At 67.9% G+C, this 15,505-nt stretch carries 12 protein-coding genes; 8 read left to right on the forward strand and 4 right to left on the reverse strand.

The features are described 5' to 3' along the window. The first annotated feature begins 487 nt into the window (after positions 1-487). The 6 genes from U5918_RS11405 to U5918_RS11430 all read left to right on the forward strand — a co-directional run bounded on the left by U5918_RS11405 (position 488) and on the right by U5918_RS11430 (position 10,565). Positions 488-7,069 (forward strand): VWD domain-containing protein, encoded by a 6,582-nt coding sequence (locus tag U5918_RS11405; protein ID WP_336001482.1) that lies wholly within the window; start codon positions 488-490, stop codon positions 7,067-7,069. Positions 7,070-7,141: 72 nt separating this feature from the next. Beyond that, on the forward strand, positions 7,142-7,480 hold the full coding sequence (locus U5918_RS11410) for a DUF7855 family protein (RefSeq protein ID WP_336001483.1): 339 nt from the start codon (positions 7,142-7,144) through the stop codon (positions 7,478-7,480). Next, positions 7,477-8,292 carry a DUF7856 family protein gene (locus U5918_RS11415; protein WP_336001484.1) on the forward strand — a complete coding sequence of 272 codons (816 nt, stop codon included), beginning with the start codon at positions 7,477-7,479 and terminating at the stop codon, positions 8,290-8,292. Before U5918_RS11410 ends, U5918_RS11415 begins: the two co-directional genes overlap by 4 nt. A gap of 31 nt (positions 8,293-8,323) precedes the next feature. After that, positions 8,324-9,115 carry a DUF7857 domain-containing protein gene (locus U5918_RS11420; RefSeq protein WP_336001485.1) on the forward strand — a complete coding sequence of 264 codons (792 nt, stop codon included), beginning with the start codon at positions 8,324-8,326 and terminating at the stop codon, positions 9,113-9,115. After that, positions 9,112-9,801, forward strand: a complete 690-nt coding sequence (locus U5918_RS11425) for a MinD/ParA family ATP-binding protein (RefSeq protein ID WP_336001486.1) — start codon at positions 9,112-9,114, stop codon at positions 9,799-9,801. The genes U5918_RS11420 and U5918_RS11425 overlap by 4 nt, the downstream gene beginning before the upstream one ends. Before the next feature lie 26 nt (positions 9,802-9,827). Continuing rightward, positions 9,828-10,565, forward strand: a complete 738-nt coding sequence (locus U5918_RS11430; protein WP_336001487.1) for a DUF8081 domain-containing protein — start codon at positions 9,828-9,830, stop codon at positions 10,563-10,565. A 30-nt stretch (positions 10,566-10,595) separates the two neighbouring features. Here U5918_RS11430 and U5918_RS11435 read toward each other — a convergent pair whose 3' ends face one another. Beyond that, a complete protein-coding gene (locus tag U5918_RS11435) occupies positions 10,596-11,456 on the reverse strand; it encodes a transcription initiation factor IIB (protein ID WP_336001488.1) in 861 nt (286 codons plus the stop codon). A 195-nt stretch (positions 11,457-11,651) separates the two neighbouring features. On the opposite strand from U5918_RS11435, the gene U5918_RS11440 reads away from it, so the two are divergent. Continuing rightward, the gene (locus U5918_RS11440) at positions 11,652-12,158 is read left to right on the forward strand and encodes a DUF7858 family protein (protein ID WP_336001489.1); all 507 of its coding nucleotides are present in this window, start codon (positions 11,652-11,654) and stop codon (positions 12,156-12,158) included. An 89-nt stretch (positions 12,159-12,247) separates the two neighbouring features. Here U5918_RS11440 and U5918_RS11445 read toward each other — a convergent pair whose 3' ends face one another. Then, positions 12,248-12,421 (reverse strand): DUF5786 family protein, encoded by a 174-nt coding sequence (locus U5918_RS11445; protein WP_336001490.1) that lies wholly within the window; start codon positions 12,419-12,421, stop codon positions 12,248-12,250. A gap of 197 nt (positions 12,422-12,618) precedes the next feature. Between U5918_RS11445 and U5918_RS11450 the strand changes: the two genes are divergently transcribed. Then, a complete protein-coding gene (locus U5918_RS11450) occupies positions 12,619-13,500 on the forward strand; it encodes a CPBP family intramembrane glutamic endopeptidase (protein WP_336001491.1) in 882 nt (293 codons plus the stop codon). Positions 13,501-13,524: 24 nt separating this feature from the next. On the opposite strand, the gene U5918_RS11455 is transcribed toward U5918_RS11450, so the two are convergent. Both U5918_RS11455 and U5918_RS11460 read right to left on the reverse strand, forming a co-directional pair. Next, positions 13,525-14,364, reverse strand: a complete 840-nt coding sequence (locus U5918_RS11455; protein WP_336001492.1) for an ABC transporter permease subunit — start codon at positions 14,362-14,364, stop codon at positions 13,525-13,527. Continuing rightward, a complete protein-coding gene (locus tag U5918_RS11460; protein ID WP_336001493.1) occupies positions 14,361-15,362 on the reverse strand; it encodes an ABC transporter ATP-binding protein in 1,002 nt (333 codons plus the stop codon). The genes U5918_RS11455 and U5918_RS11460 overlap by 4 nt, the downstream gene beginning before the upstream one ends. Positions 15,363-15,505 lie beyond the last annotated feature (143 nt).

A 15,505-nucleotide genomic window follows, 5' to 3' on the forward strand; every position in this document is an offset into this window, starting at 1 on the left:
GTACGGGAGTAACGAGACAGTCAACGTCTGGGTTGGAGCGACGGACACCGGTAGAACTGTCGACAGCCCGGTCGACGGCGAACAGATCACGGTCACCGTGAGGCCGTCCGGAGGGGGCGACGCAAACCCGGTGTTCGAGGAGTCCGTGCAGACGGACGAACACGGTAGCGCGGTCGTCGAGTTCAACGCGTCGGCCGTTCAGTCCGGGAGATATGAGGTTGAGGTAAGCAGCGTGTCCGGAACCGACAGCGACATGATTGAGGTAGGGCGGACCACCGATTCCGTCCACTGGCCGAGCCCGGCATTCGCGGGAGAACCGACGGCGGCCGCCGTCCGGATTGCCGACGGGAGCGAACCGGTGGCGAACGATCGACTTGACGTCACCGTGCGAAACCCGTCGAACGACGATATCGCAACCCAGACCATGACGACGGACGCGAACGGGTTCGGTCGAGTCGATTTCACTCCAACCGCTTCGGGTGACTACTTGATCAAGTCCCATGACGAGTTCCTCACGTCACTCTCGGTCACGGACTACGTTGTCGACGTCGAAACCGGGGTGGACCGGCAGTATGCCGGCGAAACGGCATCTTTCGGAGGACAACTCCGCGGTCCGGACGGGCCGGCCGCGGACGTCACCTTCTCCATCGAGATTACTGACGAGGACGGGTCGATCGTCGACACCGTCAACGCGACGACCGACGACGACGGGTTCTTTACGGCGCAATGGCGGACGCCGAATACTGAAGGCGAGTACGGGATCAGCGGTGAAACCGCGGGCGGTGATGTCGTCGCGTTCACCGAGTTCCTGGGTGCCAATCGGCTCGAGCTGACGGAGCGGTCCGACGGGGCTGGCGGAGGAGGCAGTGACGTTACCCTGCAGACCGATGTGGAGCGAAACGGACTCGACTTCACCAAGCCCGGCGAACAGGTCAATCTCACTGCCGAGGCGACCGAGGATGGGGAGCCGATACCCAACGAGACCGTCGAGGCGACGCTCTCGTACAACTATCCGGAGATCTCGCTGGAGACGACGACGGTCGAGACGGACGCTTCGGGCCAGGCGACCCTCACGCTCAACGTCCCGGACGCAGCGGTTGACGGGGCTGGCGTCTCTGCTGACGTGACTCTCGAACGCGACGGTGAGACGCACACAAACACCGCGTATCTCGGGGAAGTCCAGCGATACGACGTGGACTTCGAGGGGGCGGAGTACGACACGGAACTCACGCCTGGGGAGCGAAATGACCTCGAGGTTTCCGTGCGGGACGCGGACGGCGATCCGGTTGCAGACGTTCCCTTCGCGGTTGCAGCGCAGTATGACGACCGGTTCGAGGTGTTCGACACGGACGGCGTCGAGACGGGATCGGATGGGGACGCGACCGTCACGGTCGACGTGCCCGCGGACGCCGAAGACGAGGTGTGGCTCAATTCGATCCACCGGTACTCGCCGGTGAATCACTTCGATACCGCATCGCTTGCGCACCCTCTGGCCAGCGTGACGCCGACCACGGAGACGGCAGCACCGGGCGAAACCGTGACGGTCGACTTCGAGACCGACGACGGTGACGCTCGCGGACTCGCACGTCTCTCGAGTTACACTACCGAGACGGTCCGCTACGGGATAGGTACCGAATCGGACGGAATCGAGGTTCCGATCCCGGCTCACGCCGAGGACGGGACGGATTTCCGCGTGAGCGTCCAGGCCTACGGGTCCGACGGATCGTATTACGTTGGCGAAACTGCGTACGACGAAGTGATTGAAGTCGACGGCGAGGTCACCGTCACGCCATCGCTTGCGGTCGAGCCTCGAAGCGTAGAGACTGGTGAGACTGTGACACTGGACGCTTCTGAGTCGTCGGCAGTCGACGGGATCGATTCCTACGAATGGGCCTTCGGCGATGGAACGACTGAGGAGTCTGATGACTCCGTCGTCGAGCACGTTTACGACGAGCCCGGCGAATACGAGGTAGAACTGACAGTGATCGGCACCGACGGAACCGAGCGTTCGACGACCGGGGAGGTGACCGTCGAGTCTGCGGACGGAGGCGACCCGACGAACGTGACGCTCGAGTCGACGCCGGAAACGGTCGAGCGCGGGGAGAACGTGACCATTGATGCAACTGCAAACCGGAGTGTCACGTCATACGAGTGGGATCTCTCTGGAAACGCGACAGTCAACCGGACGACCGACCAGTCCACGATCGTGGTGGACACCGACGGGTGGTCGCCGGGGCAGCACACACTTACGGTCACTGTCTCGACCGAGGATGGGCAAACCGCAACCGGAACGACGAGCCTCACCGTCGAGGAGCCATCGTCGGACGGACTGACAGTCGATAACGTCAGAGCTCCCTCGACCGTGGCTACGGGAGAGGAGGTCGCCGTCTCGACGACCGTCGTCAGTGAGAACTCCACTGTGAGGAACGAATCGGTCGCGCTGGCCGTTGACACCGACGGCAACGGGGCCCTTGAGGACGTGGTTGACACTCGGACCGTCTCGCTCGACGCTGGCGAGACGACGACCGTCGGGTTAGACGCCGTGGCCTCGCTCGACCCCGGGACGTACGCCTACCAGGTTGCCACTGGGAACGACGGTGCAGTCGGAGAATTTGAGGTCGTGTCGCACGACTTCGAGACGGCGGTCTCGACCGGCGACCCGCACTTGGTGACCTTCGACGGTACGGGATACGACTTCCAGGCGGCCGGGGAGTTCGTCCTCGTTCGCGAGACCAACGGCTCGTTCGAGGTGCAGGCGCGACAGGAACCGAGCGAGTTCAGCGACTCAGTGACGGTCAACACGGCGGTGGCCACGACTGTCGACGGGCGCGAGGTGGTCGTCGACGCGACGCGATCGACGCCGGTGACGGTGAACGGTACGGTGAAGGCACTCGACGAGAGCGATCCCCTCGAAGTGGGGAATGGAACCATCGAGCGCTCGGGAGGTAGCTACACCGTCACGTACCCGGGTGCAGACGACGAGGCAGGGCCAGGCGACGAGCACCTCACACTCGACCGTTACGGCGACCGTCTCGACGTCGAGGTGTCGCTCCATGCCGACCGCGAGCGAGCTATCGAGGGGCCGCTGGGGGACCTCGACGGAAACAGCTCGGACGATCTCACGCTGGCGAACGGAAGCGTCCTCTCGGAGTCACCCGATTCGACGGTCCTCTACGGTGCCTTCCGCGAAGACTGGCGCGTGAGCGCCGAGTCGTCGCTGTTCACCTACGAGAACGATTCGGGACCCGACACCTACTATGACCCCAACGTCCCGAGGAACATCTTCTCGGTTGAAGACTTGGACCAGGACGTGCGTAGTGAGGCCGAGGAAGTAGCCACGAACGCCGGCCTGGAACCCGGGACCAACGCGTTCCGGAGCGCGGTGATCGACTACGCAATCACCGGCGATGAGAGCTACGTCGCTTCGGCGAAGGATCAAAACGCCAGTGCGGACGTGAACGAGACGGTTTCGCCGGACGTGCCAGCCGAACTCGACGGCGAGCACGAACTGGTCGTCACGGCCGAGAACGGATCTGGGGATCTTGTCGTGGACGCCGAAGTCGCGCTCTACAACGAGAGTTACGACGCGGTCGACAGTCGGTGGACGAACGACACTGGCGCAGTGTCGTGGTCGACGCTCAAAGCCGGCGAGTACAATGTCGAACTGTACGGGCCGAACGGTGCGTTCTGGGGTAGCCAGGACGTGAGCGTAGACGACGGTGGGGCGAGTATGACGGTCGGGCGGCAAGGGCCACGATTGGCTGACATAGCTCTCTCGGGTGATGAGGACGGCAGTGGGGTTTACGAACAGGACGCCACCGTCAGCGTTCGGCCAGCGGTTCGCAATGATGGGCCAGAACGGCCCGTCAGGACCCGAATCACGTTGGAATCGTCCTCGGTCACCGAGACGGTCGTCCGCGGCGACGAGGATAGCTTGATCGCGTCCGGCGACCGACGGACCTTCGAATACGAGTACACGCCGTCGTCGGGCGGGGAGCGCCAGGTATCCATCGTCACGGAAACTCGGCATGGCGGGCGCTGGGTTGCGACCGACGTCGAAAGGTCGGTCACGACCTTTAAGCTGGAGAGCGAAATCGTCGGATACGATCCTGAAACCGGCGAATTCGCGAACGGGACCACGTCGGACGCGGCGGCCTGGTTCCAGTCGGCCGAGGCCACGCTCCCACACGGGGCGGACGAATCGTCGGTGACGATGCCAAGCGACGACTACGAGAAGCGATCCGACACGGCGACCGACAATTATCCCTGGAGTGCCGTCGGTCAACTGGCCTACGACTACCTCGGTGGCTGCTCCGCGACGGTCGTGGAGGATTCGCACGTCCTCACGGCCGGTCACTGCGTGTACGAGGACGGAACGTGGCTGACCGAGGAGGACCCGAATGGGAACGCCATTGAGGAGGTGCAGTTCTTGCCCGGCAGGGACCACGACTCGTCTCCCTTCGGCCAGGCGAACGTCACCTTCGTCCAGACCTACGAGAAGTGGGTGGACGGTGAGGATCGGAGCTACGACCTGGCAGTGTTGACGCTTGATAGGCCGGTGGGCCAGGAGACAGGAACGTTCGGATACGAGAGTCACGCGCTCACGGACCCGGTGTACGACAGTGACGGACTGCACGTCACGGGGTATCCCTCGATAGACGCGCCCTTCGTAGACACGAGGGGAGAACAGTGGGACTTCGTCGCAGAGGGACAAGGGACCGACCTCAACTTCTTTCAGCCAGGGTGCTGGCTGAACGATCGGTGCCACAGATTTGCCACTGGATCGACACTCGACGAACTCATCTACCCAGGTAACAGCGGCGGTCCGGTCTGGGAGGTCGAGGACGGTCACGCTGACGTCGTGTCGGTCGTCTCAGCGGGGCCGGCCGGAGCGGGCAAAGAATTGGTCGACCCGGTGAGCGATATCACCGCGACGCGGCTCTCCGCTGACGCCTCACGGGACGTCGGGCGGATGATTGGCAACGGGTACGAGCAGGTGGACGCAGACGATCCGAACCCGAGTCTCGAGACGCCGGCTGAACCACCGAGAGACACTGCAGGCGCTGCAACCGGCGATCCCCACCTCACAACTTACGACGGTGTCGCGTACGACTTCCAGGCCGCCGGCGAGTTCGTCCTCACGGAGACCGATGAAGGCGGTGAACCGTCCATCCAGGCCCGGTTGCGACCGGTGGCCGACCGGGAGGTCAGCGTCATCTCCGCGGTCGCGACGGCCCTCGACGGTCGGAACGTGACCATCGACGCCCGCGACGAGGACACACTGACGGTAGACGGCAATGCCGAGTCACTGTCCTCCGGGGAGTCGCTCTCGGTGGGCGGTGGCGAGATATCCCGGATCCAGGACCGGTACGTCGTCGTCTATCCCGGCGCGGACGATGCGGCCGGCGACGGCGACTCGCGGTTGGAGGTTTCGGTCCAGGACGACCGCCTCGACGTGTTCGTGAAGCCGAACCGGTCCGCAGTCGACTCCATGTCCGGGCTGCTAGGGAGTCCCGACGGTGACGCGTCGAACGACTTGGCACGCGCTGACGGATCCACGCTTCCGACCCCGCCCGCGTTCGAGGAACTCTACGGCGAATTCCGGGATGACCACCGCGTCACGGAAGGGACCTCACTGTTCGATTACGACGACAGCATGGGTCCCGACGACTATTACGACGCCGACTTCCCGGCCGAGAGGGTTACCGTCGACGACCTCGACGAGGACGACCGCGCTGCAGCCGTCGAGGTGGCCCAGAACGCGGGACTCGAACCGGGGACGGCTGCGTTCGAGGACGCCGTCCTCGATTATGCGTTGACGGGCGAGGACTCCTATGTCGCGTCGGCTGCGCTGGCGGCCGAAGAAGTCGATGTCGAGACGGACGCGTCGCCCTCGGAGACGAACCTGAGCGAACCGGGACTGACCGTCGACGCGAACCAGAACGTCACGAACGGCCAACCGCTTGAGGCCACGCTAGCGGCGTCCCACGCCGAACCGGGTGACGTGACCGTCGTCGTGTCCAACGCCACGGATGTCGTCTACGAGACGAACCGCTCCGACGCCTTCGACGCAGAGGCGACAGTCACCTGGAACGGGACTGCGGACGGCGCTGACGTTGCCGACGGTGACTACTCCCTCGCGGTTGTCGCGAGCAGCGAGGCCGGCGTTACCACGGTCCGTCGACAGGCGGTCGTCATCGACCGGAAGCCGCCGACAGTGACAGTCAATGCGAACGGGGACGCGGTCATCTTCAACTACAGTGACGCGGGATCGGGCGTCGACCACGACTCCCTCTCGATCACGGCGGGGGACGCCGTCGTCACCGAGGATGCGGTGGTCTCCCGGACAGGGGCGTCCTACGATATCGAGGACCTCTCGCCGGGCGAGTCCCGCGACGTCGAGCTCTCGATCACGGACGGCCTGGGTAACGAGGCACGGGAGACGGTCACCGTCGCCGCCGGAGAAGCGGACGACGGCGACGGCGGTAGCGGTCGTGACAGTGGTGGCGGTGGCGGTGGTGGAGGTGCCGGAGGCGGTGGTGGCGGTGGAGGCGGTGGCGGCACAGACGTGAGTGATGGCAGCACCGAGGACACGTCTCCGGCCGTCATGAGCGTCGACGCGTCGGTCGAGAACGAGAGCGTCGCCGTGGACGAGAATGTAACCCTCACCGTCCGGGTCTCAAACGACGGGGGCGAGCGGGGCACGTTCGACGCATCGATCCGGGTTGGCGACCAGGGTAACGAGTCTGTCGAAATCGCGGTTCCGTCCAACGAGACCGTTATGGAGACGATAACTGTCTCCTTCGATTCCGCGGGCGAGCGGACCATCGAGGTCGGAGAGCAGGTCTCACAGACCATAACCGTCACCGAGGAAGATCCCGGGACCTCCGACGACTCGGCAACCGAACAGGACACGACGCCTGGGCCCGGAACTGACACTTCGACCAGGGGGCGTGCCGCTGCGGACGTCGGCGACGATCCGACCACGACGACTGGCAACGGCCCCGGATTCGGCGTCGTAGTTGCCCTCTGCGCACTGCTGGCGCTCGGTCTTCGGTCGCGGGACTGAGGACACCCGGTTCTCCGACCTGCCGTCCACGAATAGATGGGTTTTTGACGTATTGCGTGACGACGTTCGTCTGTGCTGCTGGTGGTCACCTACTCACGGGAGGCGCGACAGACGCTCCGGAACGCCTGTCAGGCCCACGAGGGGGCGGTCGTTCGCCGGTTCGGGCGGGCGGCGCTGTTCGAGGCGACCGAGTTCGGGGCTTTCCTCGCGCTGCGGCTCCGGGCGGAGTACGGGGCGGACGTCCAGGTCGAGCGGACGCGCCCGTTCAACGAGTTCGAGGCGGTGGGGGCGGACGTCCGCGAGGCCGCGCGGGCCTACGCCGACCGCGAGCACCCGAGTACGCCGTACGCGAAGTTCGCCGCCGCGAGCGACCACCCCGACCCGGCGGCGCTGAAAGACCGCGAGCTATGAGGCTCCACTGTGGGGAGACGATTCGCGAGGGTCGGGTCGTGGACGGACGGGACCTCGATCTGTCCGGCTCGGCAGTCCTAGCGGCGGTTCGGGGCGATGACGCGTCGGTGACCGTCGACGCGGCGGACCCCGGACCGGTTCACGAGCGCGTCGGCCACGTCCATCCTGACGTGTGCGTGTCGATCCGGGCGGCACTGGCGGCTGCCGCGCGGTCGCGGGGTCTCACGACGCCGTACGAAGAGCGACTGGCCGAGATCCGGGCCCAACTGGCCGACCTGTCGGTCCCTGAGACGTCGACGCGCACGGCCAGGCGCGCGGTCGCCGAGCGGAGCGACGAGGTCGAGCGACTCGACGAGCGCGTCTCGGAACTCCGTGGCCGGGTGCAGGCGCTCCGCGAGCGCGACGCGCTATCCGACGCGGACGAGGCGGAACTGGACGCGGCGATGCGGGACCTGACCGACGCCAGAACCGAGTTGATCGCCGCCAGAGAGCGTCTCGACGCCGCGAACGAGACGGCCCGAGAGGCAAGGGACGCCCGGGAGCGACGCATGGAAATGGAAGACAGGCTGGCGAACCGCCGCCGCGAGGCACGCGCCCACCTCGCGGACGGGCTGCGGGCCGAGTTCCGGGCCGCCGTCGACGCTGCGCCGTGGGCCACGCCGGCCGATCCCGGCGAGGCCGACGACGTGACCGCCGCGCTCGCGGTCGGCCGGGTCGCCGAGCTACGCGCCCCGGTCGTGGTCGCCTGTGACCGCTTCGCCGATCCGACGGCGGCGGCCGACTGGCTGGACGCCCCGGTGCTCCGCCTGTAGTTTATATCCCAGGACGGGACCAGCCCGACCCATGGTGACGTGTTCCTGTTCGGCCACGCGCGAGGACGGCGTGACGCTCGTGACCGGCCGGGTCGAGAATCCCGGCGAACCGCGGCGTGTACGGCTGGAGAGCCGCCTGGACGGTCCGCTCTGGCCGCCACGATGCCACGGCGTCCCAGCGGCTGGCTGGGACGACGAGGGGTTCGAGTGCGTCCTCGCCGCCGGCGAGACGCGACCGATCGGGGCGGCCAGTTCGGCGCCGCCGACGGACTCCCCGCTGGAAGTCGTCGAGACCGAACCCGTCGAGCCGGACGACGGCATCGAACCGCGCGTGCAGGTCCCGTCCGTCGACGCCACGGCCGAGGACATCGTTCGCGAACTGGGCGTCCCGAGACCGCCGCGTGACGCGGTGCCCGTGGACCGGACCGACGATCCGGGGTCGGCAGCGGAGGACGGTGACGCCCCACCGATCGACAGTGCCGGCGACGCGGCGATTCTCGGTGGGGACGGACCCCTCCCGGATCGGGCCGCTGCGGACGGGGCCGAGGCGGAGCGAAACCGGACTGACGAGTCGATCGACGCGGATCTCGACGCCGTCGCCGACCGCATCGACACCGCAGAGCGGCTCTCTGCGACGACGCGGCTCCCCGTGGCGACCGAGATCCTCGGGAGCGTCGGGGGCGTCGCCGGCGCCCGTGAGCTGGACGCCCAGCTGTCGCGAGACGCCCGACGCCTCGAGGCACTGTCCCAGCGGGCGGCGGAGCTTGCCGAACGCGCAGAGCGCGCGACGGTGCCCGTCGAGTCGCTGGACCGGGTGCGATGATCCTCGCGGTCACCGGGGGCAAGGGCGGCGTGGGGAAGTCGACGGTCTCGTACAACCTGGCCGCGGCGCTGGACGCGGTGGTCGTCGACGCCGACCTGGGGATGGCCGACCTGCCGGCGTCCCGGGGGCCGGACCTCCACGACGTGCTCGCCGGCCGCGCCGACCCGGTCGAAGCGGTCCGGGAGGACGCGCCGGTCGCGATCCTCCCCTGTGGGCGGTCGCTCGCGGGGGCGCGGGCGATCGATCCGACCGCTCTGGTGGCCGCCGTCGAGCGCGTCGCCGCCGAGTACGGCCGGGTCGTCGTCGACTGTCCGGCGGGGCTGGGCGGCGACGTGGGCCTCGGGCTCTGCGTGGCGTACGCCTGCGTGCTGGTGACGACGCCGGCCGAACCCGCGCTGGCCGACGCCGTCCGCGCTCGGGCGCTGGCGCGCGAACTCGACGCCGGCCTGGTCCGGATCGTGCTGAATCGGGCGGAAAGTCGGGGAACGGCCGACGCGCTCGCTCGGGAACTCGGTGCGCCGGTGACGGTCCTTCCGGAGTCGGTCGCGCTGGCCGATGCGCAGGCCCGGGGACGGCCCGTCGGCGAGCACGCGCCGGAATGTGTCGCGACGGCGCGGTTCGAGGAACTCGCGGCGGCGGTGCGGGAAACGGTGGGGGACGCATCGGTGGCGAACCCGGGGAGTTAATTCCGTGGCCGCGCCTTGTCCGGCACATGGCTGCCGACGAGTTCCAGGTCGCGGTCAAGCCCTCGGCCATCGACCGGAACTCCGCGGTCGCGGAACTGGTCGCATCGGCCGGGGAGCGCCTCGCCTACGCGACGGAGGGCGACGCGCGGACGGCCGCGGCCGAACTCACACGGGACGGCGAGAGCCCGGTCCGCATCCAGGCCGTCGCGCCGCAGGACGACACCGACGCCGACGCGTACCTGGTCGGTGCCAGCAGGACCCGAGGGCGCCTCCCCGCGGCCGACCCGGACGACGGCTGGCAGTTCGGCGTGGACGCCAGCCAGTACGGCGCGCTCGGCGAGGCGCTCTTGACTGCCGGCGACGGGGTGACCCGTCCCCTCGCACTGTACGTCCGCCACGATCTGGACCTGGGCCCCGAGACGTCGCTGACCATCGACGTCGAGGAGGCACCGCCCGCGGTCTCCCGGCCTGGCATCGAGGGCGCCTGGCAGCCGGACTGCGCGCTCGCGGTCGCGGTGGCGGGGCGGACGGTCGCGCGGTACCTGTGTGAGGTCAAGACCGGCGGCGGGTCGCTGGAACGCTCCCAGCGCGAGTTGATCGAGTACGCGGCCCGCGAGACGCCCGTGATTCTGGCCAGAGTCGACGTCTCCGGCCTCCCCCGCGAGTACGAGATCGCGTTCGAGCAGTTCGGGACCACCTCCCCCGACACGCCGACGGACGCCGCCCAGCGCTCGCTGGACGACTGGGCCGGCGACGAGGACTGACGGACGGTCGACCCACTCGAAGTTCCGCCCTCACTCCCGCAGTTCCTGATAGGTCGAGCGCAGCGTCACTGGCGTGACGCCCGCGGTCTCGGCGGCTTCCGACTGGGTGAGGTCGCAGTCGCGTTCCTGCGCGGCCAGGTAGAGACAGCCGGCGGCGACGCCCGACGGGTCGCGACCCGAAACGATGCCCGCCTCCCGGGCGGCGTCGACGAGGTCCGTGGCGCGGCGCTCGACGGCCTGGGGGAGGTCGAGCCGGCTGGCAAAGCGCGGCAGGTACTCCGCCGGGTCGATCGGACCGGTCGGCAGCCCGAGCTGGCGGTTCAGGGCGTCGTAGGCGGCCGTGAGTTCGTCCTCGGATGCGCGGGCGGTCTCGACCACCTCGTCGAGCGTCCGCGAGACGGAGACGGTCCGGCAGGTGGCGTAGACGACGGCGGCGGTGAAGCCCTCGATGGAGCGCCCGCGGAGCAGGTCCTCGTGCTGGGCGGACTCGAAGAGGACGCAGGCCTGATCGCGGACGTGGTCGGTCAGGTTCAGCGCGCTGACCAGCCGCCGGATCTCGCCGAAGGCGTACACCCGGTTGCGCTCGGCCTTGGACTTGATTTGCGCGCGGTTGTGCTGGCGACGCATGCGCGCGAATCGCCGACGCTTGCGCCCTTTGAGCCGCGTCGAGCGGCCGATCTCGGTCGTGAGGCCCCGATCGTGACGCGATCGCGTCAGCGGTGCGCCGGTCCGTTCCCGGTCGGTCTCGTCGTCGGCGAAACTGCGCCATTCCGGGCCGCGGTCGATGTTGTCCTCAGCGACGACGAGGCCGCAGTCGCCGCAGACCGTTTCCCTGTCGCCTTCCCGGAGGCGTCCCTGGCACTCCGGACAGGACTGCGTCGTGGTTGCCATGTACAGTCGAAGGTTGGCCCGCGATCCCTGTTTAAAGACCGCCCGGAGACCGCCGGAGCCGGCCGATCCGCCTGACCGAACGTACCGGTTACCGGTACGTTCTCTCAGAACTGTGTGGCGATAGCGGCCGGTGACGCCCCCGTGGGTCGTTCGGTTTCACGTACATTTATTGGGGAGATCGCGGAAGCGCCGAGTATGGGGCTGTCGGAGATCGCCGCGGGGGTGGAGGTGACGACGGAGCAGCGCGACCGCGGCGTGGCGACTGTCGACGAGACCGGCGGGTCGCTCGCGGAGCGGCTGGCCGAGTACGCCGACGACCTGCCCTGCGAGCCCGACGTCGCGGCGACGGTCGCAGAGGTGTACGCCGAGGGGCGATCGATCGGGACGGCCGCGAGCGTCGCCGGCATCGCGCCGACGACCGCGGCGAAGACGCTGCACCTGCTGGGCGAACAGGTGTCGCCGCTCGGGCCGACCGGCCGCGAGGTCGTCCGGGACTGGGTGAACGCCGAACTCGCTCGAACCGAAGCGCTGGAACTGACCGGGGCCAGCGAGCGGGCGTTCGCGCTGGCGGCGTACGTCGAGACGCACGAGCCGATTCCCGGGGCACGCGAGGCCGTCGCAGCGACGCTCTCGACCGGACTCGGCGGTGAGCAGCCGCTGGCGGAGGCGATGAGCGACGTCACCGATCTCCGAGACTCGTAACTGATCGGCTGTACCGACGTGGCCGCGTCGCTACCCGACGTCAGAACGGTATTCTGCGTGCGTCTGCGTCCGGAACTGGCGAGAACGAGCTATCCTTCGTTGATCTCTTTGAACTGGTCGAGCAGGTCCTCGGCGGACTCGCCGCTGTCGTACTCGACTTTCCCGTGGTAGTTCGTCCGCTCGTCGTCGAAGTCGGCGTCTACCTCGCTGTTTTTCCGCTCACGGCGCTCGTGCTCTTCTTCGTCGTAGGCACCCATAGACATTGGTACTCACACTCATGGTATGGGGTAGCCGACTATGAATGTAACGGTAACGTAACTAATGGATGATATTTCTGGCGCGTAGCGACGGGCTCGGGCCGTGACGGTCGGGGCTCGCAGTTCGTCGATACCGACTTCGTCGGCGACCAGCCGAAAGTCAGTCGGACTGTTCAATAGCGTGTACGTACCAGGGTCCGACAATGGCCTCCGCCGTCCGTTCCTGGGTCGACACACATCGGCTGGTGAGTTTCGTCGGGATCGCGTACGCGTTCACCTGGACGATCCAGGGCGCGCTCGCGGCCTCCGGAATGGAGGCGTCGTGGACGCATTCGCTCCTGATCGGACTGGGCGGCTTCGGGCCGCCCGTCGGCGCTGCCGTCGTCGTCTGGGCCAGCGGTGGCAGTCTCCGAACGTGGGTCGGTCAGATGTTCAAGTGGCGGATCGGTGCGAAGTGGTGGGCCATCGTGTTCCTGCTCCCGTTCGTCGTCCTCGTTCTCATCAGTGGCCTGTTCGTGCTCGGTGGCGGCCCGATCGACCTCTCGTCGTTCGAGTCGCCGTTCATCTACCTCTTCGCGATGGGTTGGGGGACGGTCCTGGGCGGTGGCCAGGAGGACCTCGGCTGGCGGGGGTTCATGCTCCCGGTGCTGCAGGCGAAGTACAGCGCCCTCGCGTCGAGCGTGGTGGTCGGCGTCACCTGGGCGGGCTGGCACCTCCCGCTGTTTCTCAACGCCACGACGACCCACGGCGGGTGGCCGCGCTCTCAGCAACTCCTCTGGATGGTCTCGATCCTCGCCGGCTCGGTTCTCTGGACCTGGATGTACAACAGCACCGGCGGGAGCGTCCTCGCCGTGGCCGTGTTCCACGCGGGCATCAACGCGATGGGGATTTACCACCCGGCGGACGCGGCCGCACTCGTCCCGAACGGGGTCCCCGACCCCTGGTTGAACCTCCTCGCGGAGATCACGGGGGCGCTTCCGATCGTGGCGACCGCGATTTTGCTCGTTGTCATCTACGGCCCCGAGCGCCTCGCGAGCCGCGACCCACCGGGGCCCGAAGCTGCCGGCCTCCCCGATGACCGCTAATGTGGGGTATCGGTGCAGTTCCAGCTAACTCAAGTCGGCGCGCCGGAACCTGAGATACCCGACGAGCAGCGGGACGATCGCCCACGCGAGGAGGATGGCGAGGAACACGACGGGATCGAGATAGCCCGGCGCGGGGCCGCCGATCCGCGCTTCGACGGCCGTTCCACCGCCGAGCAACACCCGCTGGACGAGCGCGTTGTACGCGCCAGTGGGGCTGAGGCCCTGTACGAGCAGGAGCCACGGGGGAACGATCGCGCCGGGCATCTCGCCGGTCACCAGCAGGTGAACGGCGTTGGGCACGAGATCCCAGAGGAGCGTCAGGCCGAGATAGGCCGCGATCGCGAGCGTCATCGCCCGCGCCCGCGTCGCCGTCACGGCAGAGATGCCGATGGCGATGCCGACGAACGAGACGCCGAGGAAAACGGTCAACGCGGTCGTGCCGACGAACGCGGCCACCGGAAGCTCGCCGTAGAGGGCCGCGGTCACGACGCCCGACAGGAGAAATCCCAGTACCAGGCCGATCGCCACCACGCCGGTCCGGCCGACGAACTTCCCGAAGAGGACCTCGCCTCGCGACGGCGGGAGCCCGAGTATCACCTTCAGACTCCCCGATTCGCGTTCGCCGGCGATCGCGAGATAGGCGGCGATCAGCGCCACGATCGGGACGAGCAGACCCGCGAACTGGGACGCGCCGCCGATGGCCATCTCGGCCCCGCCCTGGACGTCGGGGACGAGCAGCGAGATGCCCGCCGACAGCGACGTCATCACGGCGACGATCGCGACGATCCCCCAGAGCACGCGCGATCGGAGCGCGTCGGCGAACTCCTTGCGCGCGATCGTCAGCCAGATCGGGACGGCGGTCATCGCGCTCCCTCCGTGGCACCGACGACCGGCGGCGCATCGCCCGTGTAGGCGCTGAAGAGGTCTTCCAGCGACGACTCCTCGATCGCCACGTCCAGAACGGCCGCCCCGTCGTCGCGCACTCGGTCGAGGACGTCGACCTTCGCCGTGGCGTCGTCGACGTGAACCCGAATCGTTCGGTCCTCGACTGTGACCTCCGAGACGCCGGGGAGCGCCGCGAGCGACAGCGAGTCCGGGACGGCGTCGACCGTCAGCGTCACCGTCGAGCCCGCCCCGAGCGCGTCGCGAAGCCCGTCGATCGAATCGACGGCGACGAGTCGCCCGCGGTTGAGGATCGCGACGCGGTCACAGACGGCTTCGACCTGGCTGAGGATGTGGCTGGAGAAGAAGACGGTCTTTCCACGGGCAGCGTGGTCCCGGACGATCTCCCGGACGAGGCGAACGCCGTTGGGATCGAGCCCCGACGACGGCTCGTCGAGAATCAGGAGGTCGGGGTCGCCGACGAGCGCAATCGCGAGCGCCAGGCGTTGCATCATCCCCTTCGAGTAGCCGCCGACGACTCGGTCGGCAGCGTCGGCGTCGAGACCGACGCGATCGAGCAGGTCGGCGACCTCGTCGTCGGCTCGCTTCAGCGAGATCGCGTACTCGAGGTGTTTGCGCCCGGAGAGCCGGTCGTAGAGTCCGTACCCGTCCGGGAGGATCCCGACCCGTTCGTGGACGTCGCGCGTTTCATCCTGGGCGTCGTAGCCGAGGACGGTCGCGCTCCCGGCCGACGGGCGGACGTAGTCCATGATCACGTCGATCGTCGTGGACTTCCCGGCGCCGTTCGGCCCGAGAAACCCGAAGATCTCCCCCTCGTACACCGTCAGATCGAGGTCGTCGACGGCCAGCACTTCCGACCCGTATCGCTTGGTCAGTCCAGTGGTCCGGATGGCGATCGGGTCGTCGTCGTCGGCAGCCGACGGTCTCGCCTCGGAAGCGGGACGAGAGGTCCTATCCATATCGCCTATACGCCGACGCGCGGCAAAAGCGTCCCCTCTTGCGGGTTCATCGTGCCGAGCGCACGTCGATCGATCACCGACGGGGCTGAAACGGCGCCGCAGGCATTCACTGGTCGCGGCTGCGGGTCGCGATCCGGTGCTCG

Source organism: Halorientalis sp. LT38 (genome assembly GCF_037031225.1).
In the GTDB taxonomy this organism is placed as follows: domain Archaea; phylum Halobacteriota; class Halobacteria; order Halobacteriales; family Haloarculaceae; genus Halorientalis; species Halorientalis halophila.